Raw genomic sequence first — 16721 nt, 5'->3', positions numbered from 1 at the left:
CTACTTTTTTTTTGCCTCATCGGCCGCCTGCTCCGGCGGCCCGACCAGGCCCGCCATCAGCACGGTCAGCGCCGGCAGCATGTGCGGCACCGGCGGCGTGTTGTCGAAATATTGCCCCATCTCGATCGAGGCATCGCGCGGTGACATGCCCCCGCCGATCAGGCCGAGACGCAGGATGTCGCGCAGATCATCCGGCCAGACATTCTTGGCCTTGAGCTGCGCGACCAGGTCCATGGGACCAGCCAGCGGCGCCCCGATCGCGAGGCGCCGGCGGTTGACGTTCTCCTGGAGCGCACGGAACTGGCCAAGCCCAAACTTGAAGGCCTGCAGGCCGCTGCCCCAGATCAGCTCGACCTCGCTCATGCGATCTTCGTGATCTCGCCGTCGCTATCAATGGTCGCGGAGAAGTTGACCCGCTGGCCGCGATTGGCCGTGACGTCGAGCTTGGACAGGATGGCGTTACCCTGCCAGATCCGCGTGCCGAGCTTGATCTGCACCGGCTTTGATGCGCCGGATTCAAACCAGTCATTCCAGACATCGAAATCCTCGTCGGCGACCACACCGGAGCCGGTCATCTGGCCCGACAGCGAGACGACGTCCCGCTCGAGCCAAGATGGCGCGTCGGGATCATCGCAGTCCGGCACATTGGTGTCATTGGTGTTGGCGGTGCGCGCAAAACCCTTGGAATTTAGACCGCAGGGCGAAGCGTAAACGACCGGCGAGCCGCTGCCGATCTGGATCAGGAACGTGGAATATTTGAGCGTCTGGGCCTGCGCCATGGCAGCGGTCTCCTGGGAAATATGAGGTGAAAGGGTTAGCGACGGGTGGTCAGCGCGCCACGATAGGCACCGGAGCCGCCGGCGGACCGCGTGGCGCGTGTCTTGTTGCTCTCGGCGAGCGTCTCCTCGAATGTTTCGCGCACGCCCTCACGATAGCGGTTCTTGTAACCGCGCACGGTCGGATAGAAGAACGGCCGCGCCTCTTCCTTGACGGTGCCGAACTCTTCAGCGAGCGAATAATCGAACGCGCCATTTTCGGTTCGCTTGGTGGTCTGTGGGCCGCCGGCGATCACCAGGACGGAGGGTTTGGTGTCGGTCGAGACGTCCTTGATGCGCACGGAGTCTTTCAAATGGCCCGACACGCTATGCTCGATCGCAGCTTGGATGTTCTCGCGCAGCTCGGCCGCCTGCGCGAGAAACTCGTTTCGGAAGTTCTTCGCCATCTGGTTTTTCAACGCCAGCATATCGGTCTTGAACTGCTTGACGCTGGCGTTGTTGCCCATGCCGAGAAACCTTGTCGCGCGCGGCGACTAAGCCGACGCCGCGATAACCTTGATGTTGTAGTTGACGCTGCCACCGGCGCCGTTGGCGACCTTGAGCAGATCGCCGGTGCCGGCGGTGACGGTCCAGCCGGTGCGGCTGACAAAGACGGCCTTATCGCCAGGCGCAAGCACGATGGTGTAGGTGGCGCCGCCGAGCGGGCCGTTGAAGGTGTTGGAGGCGGCGGCGCCGACGGTCAGCGACGACAGCGAGGCCTCCGGATTTTCGATCTCGATCGCCTTGACCTTGGCGGCGTTGATGGTCTGGCCGAAAGCGTCGGTCAGAGCGCCGGCGAGGTCGAGGTTCTCGCTGGTCGAGGCCGCCAGCGTGCGCGTGTCCATGAACGCGATATCAGCATTGCCGTAGCCGGTGCCCGAACCGAGGTGGATGTCGGCGGAGTCTGGCATGCGGTCGACGACGTCGCGGCCGTCGAGCGACTTGGTGTTGATGGCGAAGATCGAGGCACGCACAGTCGACTTGAGCGAAGTCATGGAAGGCTCCAGGGTTTGAGAGGGGACGCAGAGACGAACGTCAGGACGCCGCGGCGTCCGTAAGGATCGAGAAGGTCAGCACGGCATGGTTGGTGACGCCGTCCGGGTCGCGCAGATAGTTGGCGCTCTCGAGGAGCACGGATTGCGTTCCGCTCGATGCCGTCGACAACTCCTCATCGTGCAAGACGCCGACCACGGCGCCGCCGACCTGGCGCGACTTGTCGGCCGCCTTGAACTGATCCCAGACGTGGATCGTCACCGCGGTCTCGGCCGCGTCGATGCCATCCGCCGATTCCGGGATCACCTGCATGTTGCCGATGGTGACCAGCGGATAATCAGGCTTAGCCGGCACGCGGTCATAGATGCGATCGGCGATCAGGTTGGCCAGGGCGGGATCAGCCGACAGCTTCGCAACGATCGCGGACCGGATATCGGCAGCAGGATCTGTTAGCGCCATCAGCCTGAGATCCTCACGTCGATCCGAACGATCTGGTTGTTGATCTTCTTGGCGTCGACCCACACCACGGTCTGGTAGCGTGCCGAGCCGTCCAGCGCGATCTTGTCGCCGGCGTTCTCCTCCGGCGCGACATGGGACGGATCGCCGTCCGGCCAGCCGGCGGCGAGGATCTGCGTCGGCGACAGGATCAGGTTGAAGCCGGATGGCTTGATGCCGGCCGGCAGGTCATCAGCCTTCGTGCGGTCGACCCGAGCGCGACAGGTCACCTGCGCAACAACGACGCCGTCGTCATCGAGGCGCGCCAGAACGACATCCTCACCATAAGCGGCCAGGAAGCGATTGAGCTGTGCAATCGAGGCCGAGGCGGTCATCATGGCGATCAGCCCTCGGTCTTGGTTTCAGACGTGATGACCTGCCCGACCGGCGGCTCGGTCGAGCCGCTCGAGGATTCCCCACCACCGTTTGGGCCGCCGTTGCTCCTGGCGCCCATGCGGTCGAGGATCTTGTCGAGATCCGAGCGCTGCTTCTCGAGCGAGCCGACGTGGTCGCGCAGCGCGGCGTGCTGGTCGTCGATGTCGTCGAGCACGGTGTCATAGCGCTCGCCGGTGACGGCGAGGCCCTCCTCGAGCTTCTCGGCGCGCGCCAGGCGCGAGGAGAAGCCGGCCAGCTCGATCGGCCGCTTGATGGAACGGTTCATGTCTGTTGCCTCCAGAAGTGACGGATTGCGCTCGATCGCGACCAGCAGCCGCCGCAGCGCCAGGCGGCGATGGGCGATGGCGACCAGGCGATCGATATCAACGCGTCTTGACGCGCAGCCGGATGACCTGCTGCAGCTCCGCGCCAGCAGCCGTGGTGACGCGATTGGTGATCTCATAAGCCTGCCCCGCAGCGCCGCCGGAGATCTGCACCGTCGCGACTTTCGCCGTGTTGCTGGCGTTCTCGGCGATGAGGCCGGACGGCAGCTCGAAGGTCGACGAGGCAAGATCATCGCCGGCGAGCCGATCGGTCCAGTCGACCGCATAGGCGACGCGGCGCTCGGCCGGATCTTTCGGCGGAAACACATGCCGCGCCGTGCGCGCGAGCAGCTTGACGGTGCGGACCATTACCAGACCTCATCCAGCATCAGGTTGCGCACCGCATCCGGTATCAGCGTCGCCAGGTTCGCCGGCACGCTATATTGCTGCTGGCCGATGCCGAACACGGTGTCGCTCGACAGCATCAGGCTGGTCTCGCCCATGGTGTAGAGGTGGCGCAGCATCAGCAGGATCGCCACCTTGACGTTGCCGGGCATCTCGGTCGGGTCCTCATAGCCGGCGTCAAAGCGGATGACGACCGGCTCCGGCGAGCGGGCGAACAGGACGGGCCAAGTCGTGCCGATCTTCGGCACGATGCGGCAACTCTCGCCCTTGGTCTGCACCACGTAGGCCGAAGGATCGAGCGCCTGCTGCGTCTGGCTGACCCAATCGACATATTTGATCGAGGTCACCTGGTCGGACAGAACCGGCGCAATCGGCAGATCGAGGCATTCGCGCCAACACGGCAACACCCATTCCAGCGTCTGCAGCACGAACACCCTCTGCACCAGCGACTGGCAGAACTTGGTGGCCGCCGGGATCAGCGCGTTGATCATGACGTCGTTGCTGGTGTCGCCGGTGTCGATGCGCAGCTGCGCCTTGGCCTCGGCCAGGGTGACCGGAAAGCTCGCCGGCGGCGTGACGATGCGGAGCATGTTCGGATTTACCTGAAACGGACGCGGTAACCTTGCCGCGTTAGGTTAATTTCAGCGCGCGGTTGAAAGCCATCGGACCGTTGCGCGAGTATCGCTATCGCCAGTCGTCTGACCTCATGAGGCCAGAATTTTCAGCGCTGGCACGGGCCGCCAGTGGATAATCCCTTGGCTGGAAAGCTGGCGGTCCATCCTGCATCATCCCTGTGAACGGGGATCTGCTCCCTTGAAGGGAGTGGACTACTTCACAAAATCGACAATGATCGAGATCGCCTTGCCGCCTGCCCGCTGGTCGCGCGGTGGGCAGCGGAACACAAACATATCGTTTTCGGGAAATGGATTCGTTACTGACGTTTCGTCATCAGCCCAATAGTGGTGAAACGTGATCTCAGAGCACTTCCGAATTTCGGACTTGAGGATCAGTTCCATAACTTGTTCGTAGGTAGGGAACCACAGATGGGCAAAGCCATCCGTCGTGAAGACCGTCCTATAAACGGCCTTGTCGGCGTCATAGTCGACCTTTCCGCCCATCATCAGGTCGGCAAGAGGTTTCCCCTTGTGATCGTACACCGTCCGCGCCGTCAACAGCGGGCTCCGATAATCGGGAACGCTCATCCGGAAGATGCCGCCAGGCATTAGCGCTCGAAAAATCTCATCAAATAAACTCGGCACCCTTTCCTTTGGGAGGTGCTCCATCACGTCCTGGGCCTGGATTTTTCTGATCGAGTTATCAACCGCAGGAAGCGGATTGTTGAGATCGTGGAATACTTCCCGCTCATAGCGAGGATTTAAGCAAAGCCCAACGAAATTTGGGATGGCAAACTGCGGCTCTGTTTTTCCAAGGTTTCCGAAATAGAGATAGGGATCGTCGGGCATAACGCCGGCAGCCATGAAATCCTCCACTGCGATATACGCGAGAGTTGCATGACGGACGCCGTACCCGCAAGCGAAACTTTCGATTACGGCACGCTTGCGACCTTGAACTGCCCGATTGGCACGTTCGAGTTTGCCACCTCCGTTGGGGAGGCCGAAGTCAGATCGGGCCACGTTCCAAAAGTCTGACCAACAGTATATCCAGAGAATGACTGAGTTGATGCCAAAGCAGTCCCCTGCGTCGTCGAACCAAATAGCCAACCGATATAGCAATTGCCGACGTTAGTTGCGGCAAAAGCCGCGGTCCCGTTGTCGCAATTTGTCGCGAACCAGTACAGGCCGGGCGTCAATTGGACGGAGACGGCGGAGTTAACGCTTCCCGTAGAAGTGGTAGACATACTTGCAGTCGAGCAGAGAGCATTGCCTGTCGGCAGGTTCGTGGTTGAGTTGTTGGCGTAAATCGCGGCTTGCACATTGCCGCCCGCTGATGCGGTCTGCACCCGAAGACCTAGCGAATTAAGGGTAATCGTGCTTCTGACGAAGAATGGCACAAGGCGAATATTGTTGGCTCCAGGGGCGCCAGGAGCGCCTGAAATCGTTCCGAACTGGGCGGTGTCATACCATCTGTTCGCGATGTAGACGACGTGATCGAAGAAGGTGCTGCAGATATCCGATTGGGCAATCGTGCGCTGGGTCATGTTTTGTATCCTTATTGGATTGAAATTAGGGCGGCGCCGCAGGGCGGGATCGCAACCGTGTCGCCGTTGTTGATGGTGAAGGTCGTACCGGACCAAACGCCGCTTTCGCCGATCGCTTGGCCGCCAAGGATGGGGGATGCAGAGGTGGCGCCCGCACCATCTCCATCGCGCGAGAGGAGAACTGTCGCTGTTGCCCACGCTGCCGACTGCATGGGCTTGATGTACGCGGTGTTCGAATTTTCATTGTTGACGACGAGAATTGCAGCTTGGTTGTTGGCCTGCTTCACGGCGATCGAGTTGATGTAGGCCGTGCCGCCCTGCGTGGATGCTGCGATCTGCTTGCCCGCAATCCGAGAGAACAGGTACATCCCGTAGAAAACGGGGCTAGGCTTAAAGTTACCGTTCCCCTGCTGGACGAGGGGATTGTAGACACCCTGCCCCCCGTTGAAGCTGTATGTGCTGTGAACGCACATGCCAGCCCATCCAATTTTCGCCGTCCTGATTGCGTTGTTGATGAACCATGCCTGCGCCATCAACCTGTCGCTGATGCCGAGCTGGCCGCCATTGCTGAGGGAATTCGTCTCGCTCAAGATTAGCGGGATGCCCCCAGCACTGGTGTATGGGTAAATGATGTTGAAGTCTGTCGTGAGCGAGCTAGCGAGCAGCGACGGCCAGTCCGTTACCGTGCCGTTTCCACCAACTGCACTGTAGTTGTGGATCGAAACGAGGCTAAGGCCAGCCAGGCCCGGCGTAAGCCCAGGAATAGCCGTCTGAGAGGTCGTCTGGTTATTGTCGTCGCACGCGCCGAACTTCGCAGCCGCGACCGCGCCAGTGATGGCTGTGTAGTATGAATTCCAAGCCGTTTGATAGTTGCCGACCGTGAACGAGCCGCCAGTGAATGGCTCGTTGCACATCTGGAAGATCGCCTTGGTTCCGAAGGCGTTGTTCAAATAGCCTGCCTGGGTGGCGGCGGTCGAGGAATCATTCGCGACCAAATCAAGGCCATAGATCAAACTCCAACCTGATCCGACGGCAGCGAGAAAGGAAGCTAGGCTGTTTGCGTTGACTTGCGCAAAGGCTGGCGTCGTTGCTGTGTTAGAAGACCCGCCTCCGATACGAAATTTACCATTGCTCCCGAGCAGAGAGAGGCAGCCGATATAGGAGCCCATTGAGCCGGTCGTGCTCTGGTACATCCCACGGGAAGCGAAATCTCCGACCTCCGCACTGATGCTAACGAAATCCGCAGGGATAGTGCTGCCGAGCGACGTGAGATCGACGGAAACAATTGCCGATTTTGCCGACGATGGCAGGTTGGGGCCAAGCAAGAAGGCGCCGTCTGGCCCGAGAAGATAGGCGCCGTCAGGTCCCTTCAACACGTCGAAGCCCGCTGGAGAGGGCATTTGCGCTCTCCCAAGGACACGGCGCCGTTTGAGATCGAGCACCGCTTTTTTAACCGGCAGCAGGCGGCTCATCGGTTCACTCCCCGGCGCGGCGAATTTCGGATTATCAGCGCGTGACGATGGTCAGCGCGCGCGCCGCGGTCTGATTGACCGGCGTGCCATTGGTGCCAGAACGCACCTTGATCTGATTGAGGCCGACGAACGCGGAGGGATCGAGATAGATGTAGCGGCTGGCCGCGGCGGTGACGGTTAGCTCATTGCCGCTCGAGTCATAGACGTTGTTGAACGTCGCGCCACCGTCCGCGCTACCCTGAAAGGTCAGATTGGCTGCATCCCAGCCGGACGGCATGACGATGCCGACAGCGACCTTTTCACCAAGAGCGATGGCGGCCGACAGCGACGTGCTGATCGCGATCGCTGCGGATTGGCTGACGGTATCGACCATGACGGCCCTCTATCGACGTTGAGACAATGAAAAGGCGCGGCCCGGCGGAATGCCGGGCCGCCAGACGGCGACGAAATCAGGCGACGACTTGCGCCTGGGTGGTGGCGGCGTTGGCGCTATCCGAGGCCGCGCCATAACGGGGGTCCATGCCCATCACGACGCCGCCGATCAGCGACGCCGCGACTGCCGGCGTGATCGACAGGCGGAAGAACTTGAAGCCGTTGGCGAAGTCGAGATCCTCCTGGCGGAGATTGATCAGCGCCTGCTTGCCATCGTCAGTGTTGGTCTTGGTGAACTGCGTGATGGCCTTGTTGGTGACGTCCTTGGCGCCGGTACCGCTGTTGTCGCTGGCCTGCTGCAGCTTGGCGTCGACGGTCGCGGAGGCGCCGAGCACGCCGAGCTGGATCAGCGCCAGATAGGAATGAAACACGGTCGCATCGATCCAGCCCGAGGTCTGGACCGAGGACGCCGAGATCGGCGCGATGACGCCGACGACGCTGGCGCGCTGGGACGGTTTGAGATTGAGCTGGGACATGGCCCGCCTTTCTGATGGTTGCGAGGTTGCGGAGAACGCGAAGCACCGCCGCCGGCTTGGAGACCGGCGGCGAGATCGCAGGCGCGCGTTTAGCGAGCCTGCAGCGTGACGAAGTGCGACTTGGTGTTGCTGCCATGCGCCGGCGAGACGGGCGCGGTCAGGTAGGGCTGGCCGCCGAGGCGGAACACCCAGCGGAACGCGGTCAGGTTCTGGTCGAAGAACAGGTGGATCGAGGCCGCGAAGTCGATGCCGCCGCCCGCCTTGGTCGCCAGCGCATAGCCGGAGAGATCGACCAGCGCGATGTCGCCGAGCGTGCCGAGCGACTGCATGTGCTCATTGAAATTCATGCTGCGGCCGAGGAATACGCCGCCGTCAGGCGCGCCAGCGAAAGGCTGGTTGTTCGGCAGCCAGGCCGGCACGTTGCCGAGCGTGAGCTGGCCGAGCTGCGGCAGCACGTCGGAATTGGCCAGCCACATCGGCACGCCGCCCATGCGCAAGAGACGCGAGTACATCTTGAGCACGTTGGCGTTGACGATGGTGCTGGCGGCCTGCCCGGATTCCTTGTTCACGGTCACCAGGGCGCCGGAATTCATGAAGCCGAGCGGCTTGCCGTTTCCGTCGCCGGAGACGACCGCGTCGGAGGCCTTCCACTGGATCGCACGGGCCGCCTGGACAGTGATGCGGTTCTGCAGCCGCGGCGCATCGGACAGCACCTCGTCGGTCGCCGTCACGAACGCATAGAGCTCGTGCAGCTGCAGGATGGTGCCGGTGATGGCCGCCTTGGTCGCCACCATCTGCGTGCCCTCCGAGCGCCAGGCCGCCTGGACGCCGGCGGCGCCCCAAGGCGTGGTCTCGTCCTTGGCGATCGAGATGGTGTTGGAGCTGGTCGGCTCCGGGTTGCAGTAGGACAGCAGGCTCGAGTCCGAGAACACCAGCGACCAGATCTGCTCGCGGTACTCGGTCGGGACCAGGAAGCCTTCACCTGATGTGCCCTGGTTCTGCTGGTAGCCACTAGCGGCCGCCGTCAGACGCTGGTCGAGGCTGCCGGTTGCGGCACCGCGGACGGCGACGGCGAATTCGGCGAGGTTGTGGAAGCCGGCAGTGCGCTCCGGATTGAGATCGTTGACGACGGTTGCGCGGGCCGGACCGCCGAGCGAGGTGGTGCCGAACAGCGTGGCACGGCGGGTCTTGGCCTCCTCGGCGGCGATCTCGGCGTCGAGCGCCTTGACTTCCTTCTCGAGCGCGTCGACCTCGGCCTCGAGCGCGGTCGCTTGCGCGCCTTCCGCGTCGGTCAGGGCTTCGCTCTTGTCGAGCAACGCATTCAACGCCGTCAACTTGCTCTTGCCGGACGCCGCCTTTTCGGCGCGGGCCTGGCGCAGCTTCTTGATGTCCTTTTTCGACATTGTCGAAAACTCCTCTTGATGATGGCCCGGACAGGAAACAGCCCGCGTTCCCGCTGTCCGGGCCGGACGCGGGAGGAGCAACCGAAAAACGGTTCGGATTTCTTGGAGCTACTCGAAAGCGAGTGCAGAGCGGCGGCGCGCGGCGCGCGTCGGGCCTTTCGGCATCATGCCCGAGATGACCTGGTCGAGCGTGCCGACGCGATCGGCCATGCCACGCGCGACGGCATCGCGGGCGCCGAACACGCGGCCCTGGCCGTATTCCTCGCGCACCTTGGTCTGCGTGACCTTGCGGCCCGATGCGACCGCCTTGATGAAATCGGCGCCGGCGGCGTTGGCACGGCTCTGCAGGAAGCCGCGCGCATCCTCCGATAGCGGCGCGAACGGATGCGCCTCATTCTTCATCGGCGATTGCTCGGAGCGGATCAGCGTCATCTTGACGCCCATCTGCTCGAGATAGCCTGAGACGTCCTGGTGCATGATCATGGCGCCGATCGAGCCGACGTCGCCGGATGGCGCGATCACCATTTCGGAGGCCTGCGAGGCGATCCAGTAGGCCGCTGACGCCGCCAGCGTGTTGACGCAGGCAATGCAGGGTTTTTTCGACGCGGCATCAGCGACGGCCGCGGCGGCCTCCATCGTGCCGGAGACCGTGCCGCCAGGACTGTCGATGTCGAGGATGATGCCGGCGACGTCAGGATCATTGCCGGCGCGGGTCGCCGCGGCAGCGATGCCGGAGAGGCTCGAGCCATACCAGGAGCCGCGCGGCGTCAGGCCGCCATAGACGCCGATCAGCGCGATCTTGGACGGCTGCGCGCTGACGGTTTCGGCCGCGGCCGCGAGCGCCTGCTCGCGCGCCTCGATGCCGGCGAGACACTCCATCATCGCCGAGATCTCGATCGCGACGACGGGATCGATCGCCGTGATCTGCGTGATGACCTGGCGCAGCTTCTTGTCCTTACTCATCGTTAGGTTGCTCCTCGGTCGATCCCTTGCCGCCCTGCCCGGCGTCGCCGCCATCGCCTGACGCTGCGCCGGAATCCTTGGTCAGCGGATTCTTGTAGTCGTCGCCGCCCTCGTCCGTGCGCGGCGACATGTTTTCCCAGCGCAGGATGTCGTTGGCGGACAGCCATTCGCCCTGCCGGCCCATCAGGTAAGCGGCGTAACGAGTCTTGAGATCGCCTCGCAGCAGGCCGAAGAAATTGAACTCGACGAACAGGCTGTTGTCGGGGTTGTCGAGCAAGAGATCGCGCTCGGCGCCCTGCTCGATCGCGATCGCGAGCGGCGCCAGGCAGTAGGTGACGAATTCGCCGCCCTGCGTCTCGATGTTGTTGTTGGTCGATCGCTTGAGCCGGCCGGCGCGGTGCGGCGGATAGCTCCACAGGCCGAACACGGCCGTGTCGGCGGCATCCTCGGTCTCGAGCAGCTGCGCCTCGGCGTTGGTGACCTTCTGCTGAATATAATCAGCGCCATGAGTCAGCAGCTTGTCCCGATGCCTGTTGCGGCCCGTGCCGGCCTCGCGCCAGGTCTGGAGAAACTCCCGCTTGTCTTCCTTGTCCTTGAATGTGCCGGGATGCTTGATGATGCCGCCGGTCGCGCCGTAATTGGCAAACCAGATGTCGCCATACTCATGCACGGCGATGGCGCGGCCGAACACGTTTTTGGCCGTGTGAAAGATCGGCTCGCCGAGCAGCCCGTCCTCGCGCAGCGGGTTGCCGCGCAGATGCCAGATCTCGTCGTCGCGATAGGTCTCGGCCTTGAGCTGCGCACCCTGGACGATCGTCGCCGGCGGATTGAACGTGTAATAGAGATGGCCGTCGAACCCGCGCTGCACCAGCGACAGGCGCCGCGGATGCAGGATCTCGAGGCCGCCGAGGCCATAGGGCTGATCGCCGAGGCCGTCGCTCGGCGGCAGGATCTTGCAATAGGCGTTGCGGTAGTAGGACAGGTGCCAGGAAATCTCAGCGATGAACTCGGCCGGCGAATTCTGATCGTTCGGCCGCGAGCCAAGCAGCCGCGTCAACGGATGATCCGGCAGCGGCGTGCGCGCACCGTTCGGACCGCGGCGATAGACCATCACCGGCAAAGTCGACATTGCCGAGGACAGGCCGTAACGCACGGACTGGACCGAGCCGAGCTGCGAAACCGCATGATCGGTGACGGCGACGCCGGAAATTGCCATGCCGCCGCCGAAATCGGCCCAATATTGCGGGTCGTTCATGTCGCGCGCCGGCGCGCCGTCGAAGCTGCTGGCGACCATGCGCAGACCGCGGCCGATGCCGGAGAAAAGCCCCATCAGATCACCGTCAGGATGTCGGCGCCGGTCACAAGCATGCCAGCGGAAGGATTCCAGCTCATCAGGATCGCAGCTTGCAGCAGCGCGATCAGCGGATCGATTTTTGCGCGGCCGGCGACCTGCTTTGTAATCATGTCGGCATTGCCGCGCTGCTCGGTCTTGGCGTTGCCGACCACCCAGTTCATCAACGCCTGGTCGGCGTGGAAATAGGTCGCGTCAGCGAGCTTGATGTCGAGCCCGTAGACCGCTGGCGCCAACGCCGGGCCTTGCAGCAGCCGGCGGATCATGTCGTCGGTGACGCCGGCGCCGAGCAGCGCCTCGAACAGCGCCGCGGCCTTGTTCGGGTCGATGCCAACAGCATTTTTCTGCGGCAGCAGACCGCTCGCGACGACACGCGCGACGATGGCGCCGAGATCCGCATGCGCGGCGCCGATATCGAGCACCTTGAACGAGCCCTCGGTGACGAAATCCTCGAGCTGCGCGGCGATATCCTTGCGCCGCTGCAGAACGATCGGATCTGCCCAGCCGTAGCACCAGGACAGCCAGTGCCGCGTGCCCTTTTCGCGGCCCATGACGGCCAGGCCGAGCAGATCGTCGCGGCCGCCGCCGTCGACGCCGATCGTCACGACCTCGCAGCGCTCAAGCAGGGACTCGAGGTCGAGCCTTTCGTCGACCTGCTGATCCCAGAGGTCGGCGCCGGACCAGCCCTCGTTGCCCGCGCCCTGCCCGATCTCGATGTTGAGGTGCTGCGAGGCCCAGATCCTAACCGCCTCGTCGCCCTTTTCCTGCTCGGACCTGTAATCGGCGAGCATGCCCTCGACGGTGATCGGGCGGCCGATATTCGGCATCACCATCGGCCAGTTGACCGGGTCCATCCAGCGCGGCTCGACATTCTGCGCGCGCTCCTCGCGCGTGAGGGTCGCGATGTCGCGCGGGAATTCGTACAGCAGCGGCAGCGTCGGGCGGATTACCTTGCCGCGGAAGCCGCCATCGCGCAGCGCGCGGACGAATTTCAGCTCCGTCTTGAATGCGCCGGCCGGAATGTCGTCGCTTTGAGTCGTGGTGATGACCAGAGCGCCCTCCGCCGTCTTGTCGAGGCCGCCGCGGATCTGCCGCAGCACGCGCGAGGTGTTGGCGGCCTTGCCGAGGATATGCAACTCGTCGAGCAGAACGAAGATCAGCGCCATCGCGCCGGTCAGGATGCGCAGATCGAAAGTCGCGACCATGATTTCCGACTTGGTGACCAGGTCCTCGATCGTCTTGAGATGGTCGCGCGGACGAAAGCGACGCTTCAGGTCCGGCGATTCCTCGATCATGCCGACCGCCTGCTCATAGGCGCGATCGGCGACGGCCTGCGTCGGGCCGAGAAAAAGCGCCGTGGCTCGCGGCCGGAAATTCATCAGCATCGCGACCAGCATCAGCGCCGCCGAATAGGTGGTTTTCGACGAGCCTTTCGGCACCAGCGCGAAAAAATCGCGGATCATCCGCTTTTTGTTGACCGGGTCCCAGCTTCCGAACACAGCGCGCACCAGGTCGCGGAACCATTCGCCGCTGGCATCGCCGAGCCGCGGGTTGCCCGGCACGTCGGGCAGCCGCAGCTCGTCGAAGAACGCCAGGCCCATGTCGGCCTCGGCCTCGAACAGCGGCAGATCCGGCATCAGCGAGCGGCCCTCGCGGATGCGGGTCTCCCAATCAGGACAGGACGTGTCCCAAGGCGTCATCAGACGAGGCGCCCCACCAGGCGAGCGGCAATCAGACCGCAGATCACGCCAATGCCGACCGACCAAACCGGCGCGCCGGCATAGCCGCCAAAATACTGCAGCAGGATGCCGGCGAGGAAGCATCCGCCGCACACGGCCAGGAAAGCGACGGCGCGCATCAGCGCCTCGATCGTATCGCCGAGGTCAACCATGTCAGTGCGACAACCCTTGCTGTCGACGCGCCATCAGCTCGCCCATCGGCGAGCCGGCGTCAGGCGATTGCGCGGCGAGCAGCGCCGCTTCCTTTTTGCCGAGCTTCGGCGCCTTCTCCGGCTTGGTCTCAACCGGCGCCGGCTCGGCCGCGCGCGGCCGCGACGTCTGGCCGAAATTCATCAGGTCGTTACGCTCGACCAGCTTGAGGAACGGGCCGATGCGGCCTTTGTCGACGCCCTCGAACGCCTTCATCAGCAGCGTCGCATCGAGCCGATCGCGTGCGACCGCGCGATAGCGCAGCTCAGAAAAATAATGCTTCCGCAGCGTCGGCAGCGTGACGCGAAGCGCAGCGGCGATCCGCTCATTGCTCCAGCCCATCGCCAGCAACATATTGACGCGATTCCGGTTTTCGATCGTCGGCACATGCTCCGGCCTTCCACGTCCGCCGTGGTTGGCAGGGATGGGATCGCCAAACAGGTCGAAATTAGCGGCCACGATGAAAAAAAACCTGCGAGTGAGAGTGGGGCCGGTCCGCGGGACCGAGGGTCGGGAGGAATTGACCACCCCCCCACCCCTGCCATGGTCGATCAGTGCTCGACGACGCCGTCAGGCGCCGGCCAGCGCTCGATGAAGCGAAGCATGTCGGCTTCATTGGTGAAGCCCATCCAGGTCCAGCCGTTGATGGTGGCGCTGCCTCGATACCAAGCGCCAGGCTTGCCGTGGATGGGCGACGCTGGCTCGCCGATGTTCTCGATGCACCACGTCTGGATGGCGTGCTCGCGGTCGCGATCATTGGAGTAGCCGCCGGTATAGGCGTTCACCATCCAAGGGTGACCGCTCCAAACCTTGCGCATTAGCTCGCCGCGCTCGTCGTCGCCGTAGTTATAGGCCAGCATGCGATGATACAGATCGGTTGCCATTGTGGCCTCAATGCCAGACGCCGCGCTGGTGCAGCGAGGCTTGCTCGGCTTGTTGCTTTGCCTGGTCGTGGCAGGACTTCAGTAGCGTCTGCAGATTGGTCTCATCCCAGAACAGACGCTCGTCGCCGCGATGCGGTTTCTTGTGGTCACACACAAGCAGCGATGTGTTGGCTTCCATTCGACCGCAGCCACACTGGCAGGTGTAGAGATCGCGCAGGAAGATCTTGAGACGCAGCGCTCGCCAACGCGCCGTGTTGTACCAGGCTTTCCACGGCAGCTTTGGCATCTACAAAAAGGAAAGGCCGCCAGCGTTGCGTCTGGCGGCCTAGTCAGGGAGGAAACGTCAACGCATGCAGGTCCGCGAAGCCCTGCAACCATGCATGCAAAAGCCCGGCGCGATGGCCGGGCTTGTTCCAGTGAAACGTTTTTTCGAAAGCTTCGCACCTCGGCTTAAGCCGAGCGGCGCTCAGAGCGTTTCCGCTTCTGACGGTGAGCCGTGCTACAGGCATCTCCTGTAGGAACCGGCTCGACCTGCGCCTCGGACAATTGCACAGAGGCGCCGCGCATGGCGTCGACAAAGACAGTGAGTCGGCTGTGAGAGTCAAGCCGCGTCACCTTGCCGACAAAGCCGGCGAGCGGCCCGGCGACGATCTGCACAAGCTGCTTGACCGCGTAATCGCGCTCGCCGTGAGGCCGGTTCATCGCATGGACGATGCCGCGGACGATCGCCATCTCGGTCGACTTCAATGACGCCTTTCGGCCCTCGTCTTTCGTCAGCCAATCGCCGATGTCGTCGACGCGATTGATTTCCGGATTGAGCACGTCGAAGTCGGGAACGAAGATCATTCCAGCAAGAAACGGCTTCTCGACACGCTTGCCGAGATGCGGCTTGCGAGACTCGATCTTGGTGCGCCGATCGACATAGCGCACGATCACAGGCGAATAGGCGCACACGCCCCGATCGAGCAGCCGCCTGACGACGCGCGCATCGCGGCCAGGAGTGACCGAAAGCATGAACCAGCGCTCCGGAGCGATGGGCACGGCAACAGGCTCAGCGATCGGCTCATAACCGACAAACTGCCCGATTTCGTAATGCATGTTCATGGTTCCCCCTGCCCTTGGTGATGCGTCGTCGTGATGCTTCGCGGTGATGCTTACGCTGCGGTCTGGTCGGGCCAGCCGCCGTCCTTGCGCGGCGGCCATGGGCCGGGCGCGTAGAAGCCGGTTTCGTTGCCGCGTTTTTCGAGCAGCTCCGGTCTGCCGCCGCGCACATGCGCCGCGAGGAATGCTCGCCATGCGGCAATCTGCTGGCGATCGGTGATCCATTGCCAAGCCGCTTTGTCGGCCACGGCCGCGAAGGCGAGGATTTGCGGGCTGACGCCGCCGGGATAGATCACCCTGCCGTTGCTGACGAACGGGCGCGTCCTGGCGACCGCGTAGAGCACCGTGATCGCCCGGCCCGCTTCGGAGGCCTCGTCGATCGGACCCGTCGCAACCGGCGCCGTGCCATCGGGGCGATACGGGAATTCCTCAAAGCCGCGATTTCGAATCCAGAGATGGAAATTCGGATGTTTCTCATAGCCCGCTTTGGACCGCGCGGCCGCAAATAGCGGCACGGCGGCGCGGCAATGGCGTTGCTGATCCGCCGACAGCTTACGGAACTCAACCGCGGCAAGCTCGCGGCGATGGCCCTGCAGCTCACGGCCCGGCCAGGAGGACCACGCTTCCGCAAAACCGTCCGGTTCGCTTCCTTCATCAGCGCAGCGCCCTCCCTCGCCCCCCTCGGGGGCTTTGGGGGATTCAGGTTCAGGTTCAGGTTCAGAGATTAGCTGGTCGCAAGTACTGCTAGGGCTAACCGAGGGCTGACCGAGGGCTGGCCGAGGGCTAACCTCCGAATTTAGCCCTAGCAGGCTGCTAGGGCTAATCGCCGTTGTTTCTGCTGCATTTTCGTCAGCATCGTCCTCGCGCGAACGGCCCTGCGCGCGCGCCTCGATCAGCTCGACGTCGGCGTCGTACATCAGCCGGATCTTGTCGGTCGTTCGCTTGCCGCGCCCCTCGCCGTTGCGCACGCCATTCTCGTCGAGCCACTGCGGCGTGCGCGCGATTGCGCCGACCTGCTCCAGCCAAACCAGGCGCCGCCGCACCGTGTCGACCGACAGGCCATCGCAATCCTCGGCGAGCGTCGGGATTGCGACGAAGGCATACCCCTCGCCGTCGACGAACAGCGACAGCGTGCGCAGGATGATGG

General features: G+C 63.3%; 24 protein-coding genes. All 24 read right to left on the bottom strand.

Going from position 1 to position 16721, the window contains the following annotated elements; genetic code table 11:
• Positions 1-363: a gene transfer agent family protein gene (locus HYH07_RS35110; protein ID WP_220006748.1), complete on the bottom strand. Its 363-nt coding sequence runs from the start codon at positions 361-363 to the stop codon at positions 1-3.
• A complete protein-coding gene (locus tag HYH07_RS35105; RefSeq protein ID WP_220006747.1) occupies positions 360-779 on the bottom strand; it encodes a phage tail tube protein in 420 nt (139 codons plus the stop codon). The genes HYH07_RS35110 and HYH07_RS35105 overlap by 4 nt, the downstream gene beginning before the upstream one ends.
• 35 nt (positions 780-814) lie before the next feature.
• Positions 815-1282 carry an HK97-gp10 family putative phage morphogenesis protein gene (locus tag HYH07_RS35100; RefSeq protein ID WP_220006746.1) on the bottom strand — a complete coding sequence of 156 codons (468 nt, stop codon included), beginning with the start codon at positions 1280-1282 and terminating at the stop codon, positions 815-817.
• Positions 1283-1309: 27 nt separating this feature from the next.
• The gene (locus tag HYH07_RS35095; RefSeq protein WP_220006745.1) at positions 1310-1810 is read right to left on the bottom strand and encodes a hypothetical protein; all 501 of its coding nucleotides are present in this window, start codon (positions 1808-1810) and stop codon (positions 1310-1312) included.
• A 40-nt stretch (positions 1811-1850) separates the two neighbouring features.
• Positions 1851-2267, bottom strand: a complete 417-nt coding sequence (locus HYH07_RS35090) for a DUF3168 domain-containing protein (protein WP_220006744.1) — start codon at positions 2265-2267, stop codon at positions 1851-1853.
• Positions 2267-2641, bottom strand: a complete 375-nt coding sequence (locus tag HYH07_RS35085; protein WP_220006743.1) for a hypothetical protein — start codon at positions 2639-2641, stop codon at positions 2267-2269. The genes HYH07_RS35090 and HYH07_RS35085 overlap by 1 nt, the downstream gene beginning before the upstream one ends.
• A 5-nt stretch (positions 2642-2646) precedes the next feature.
• Complete coding sequence (locus HYH07_RS35080) at positions 2647-2964, bottom strand: hypothetical protein (protein WP_220006742.1); 318 nt, start codon at positions 2962-2964, stop codon at positions 2647-2649.
• A 97-nt stretch (positions 2965-3061) separates the two neighbouring features.
• Positions 3062-3370, bottom strand: a complete 309-nt coding sequence (locus HYH07_RS35075; RefSeq protein WP_220006741.1) for a hypothetical protein — start codon at positions 3368-3370, stop codon at positions 3062-3064.
• Positions 3370-3996, bottom strand: coding sequence for a hypothetical protein (locus tag HYH07_RS35070; protein WP_220006740.1), 627 nt, complete (start codon positions 3994-3996; stop codon positions 3370-3372). The genes HYH07_RS35075 and HYH07_RS35070 overlap by 1 nt, the downstream gene beginning before the upstream one ends.
• A gap of 237 nt (positions 3997-4233) precedes the next feature.
• Positions 4234-4884 (bottom strand): hypothetical protein, encoded by a 651-nt coding sequence (locus HYH07_RS35065; RefSeq protein ID WP_220006739.1) that lies wholly within the window; start codon positions 4882-4884, stop codon positions 4234-4236.
• A gap of 68 nt (positions 4885-4952) precedes the next feature.
• Positions 4953-5564 (bottom strand): hypothetical protein, encoded by a 612-nt coding sequence (locus HYH07_RS35060; protein ID WP_220006738.1) that lies wholly within the window; start codon positions 5562-5564, stop codon positions 4953-4955.
• An 11-nt stretch (positions 5565-5575) separates the two neighbouring features.
• A complete protein-coding gene (locus tag HYH07_RS35055; RefSeq protein ID WP_220006737.1) occupies positions 5576-7036 on the bottom strand; it encodes a cellulase family glycosylhydrolase in 1461 nt (486 codons plus the stop codon).
• A gap of 34 nt (positions 7037-7070) precedes the next feature.
• Positions 7071-7409, bottom strand: coding sequence for a hypothetical protein (locus HYH07_RS35050; protein WP_220006736.1), 339 nt, complete (start codon positions 7407-7409; stop codon positions 7071-7073).
• A gap of 76 nt (positions 7410-7485) precedes the next feature.
• On the bottom strand, positions 7486-7944 hold the full coding sequence (locus HYH07_RS35045; RefSeq protein ID WP_220006735.1) for a hypothetical protein: 459 nt from the start codon (positions 7942-7944) through the stop codon (positions 7486-7488).
• 89 nt (positions 7945-8033) lie between these two features.
• Positions 8034-9347, bottom strand: a complete 1314-nt coding sequence (locus HYH07_RS35040; protein WP_220006734.1) for a phage major capsid protein — start codon at positions 9345-9347, stop codon at positions 8034-8036.
• A gap of 108 nt (positions 9348-9455) precedes the next feature.
• Positions 9456-10310, bottom strand: coding sequence for a S49 family peptidase (locus HYH07_RS35035; protein WP_220006733.1), 855 nt, complete (start codon positions 10308-10310; stop codon positions 9456-9458).
• Positions 10303-11640, bottom strand: coding sequence for a phage portal protein (locus HYH07_RS35030; RefSeq protein ID WP_220006732.1), 1338 nt, complete (start codon positions 11638-11640; stop codon positions 10303-10305). Before HYH07_RS35030 ends, HYH07_RS35035 begins: the two co-directional genes overlap by 8 nt.
• Positions 11640-13361, bottom strand: coding sequence for a terminase TerL endonuclease subunit (locus tag HYH07_RS35025; RefSeq protein ID WP_220006731.1), 1722 nt, complete (start codon positions 13359-13361; stop codon positions 11640-11642). The genes HYH07_RS35030 and HYH07_RS35025 overlap by 1 nt, the downstream gene beginning before the upstream one ends.
• A complete protein-coding gene (locus HYH07_RS35020) occupies positions 13361-13552 on the bottom strand; it encodes a hypothetical protein (RefSeq protein ID WP_220006730.1) in 192 nt (63 codons plus the stop codon). The genes HYH07_RS35025 and HYH07_RS35020 overlap by 1 nt, the downstream gene beginning before the upstream one ends.
• Position 13553: 1 nt before the next feature.
• Complete coding sequence (locus HYH07_RS35015; RefSeq protein ID WP_220006729.1) at positions 13554-14048, bottom strand: hypothetical protein; 495 nt, start codon at positions 14046-14048, stop codon at positions 13554-13556.
• Positions 14049-14140: 92 nt separating this feature from the next.
• Positions 14141-14473 (bottom strand): hypothetical protein, encoded by a 333-nt coding sequence (locus tag HYH07_RS35010; RefSeq protein ID WP_220006728.1) that lies wholly within the window; start codon positions 14471-14473, stop codon positions 14141-14143.
• Between the two features lie 7 nt (positions 14474-14480).
• A complete protein-coding gene (locus HYH07_RS35005; protein WP_220006727.1) occupies positions 14481-14759 on the bottom strand; it encodes an HNH endonuclease in 279 nt (92 codons plus the stop codon).
• Between the two features lie 164 nt (positions 14760-14923).
• On the bottom strand, positions 14924-15676 hold the full coding sequence (locus HYH07_RS35000) for a transcription termination/antitermination protein NusG (RefSeq protein ID WP_220006726.1): 753 nt from the start codon (positions 15674-15676) through the stop codon (positions 14924-14926).
• A partial coding sequence (locus tag HYH07_RS34995) for a helix-turn-helix domain-containing protein (RefSeq protein WP_220006725.1) occupies positions 15628-16721 on the bottom strand: 1094 nt, incomplete at its 5' end. The genes HYH07_RS35000 and HYH07_RS34995, both read right to left, overlap by 49 nt.

The sequence above is a fragment of the Bradyrhizobium sp. BR 10261 genome (genome assembly GCF_019455395.1).
GTDB lineage: Bacteria > Pseudomonadota > Alphaproteobacteria > Rhizobiales > Xanthobacteraceae > Bradyrhizobium > Bradyrhizobium manausense.
Note: the sequence above shows the minus strand (reverse complement) of the source record. Positions and strands in the feature narration are given on the sequence as shown.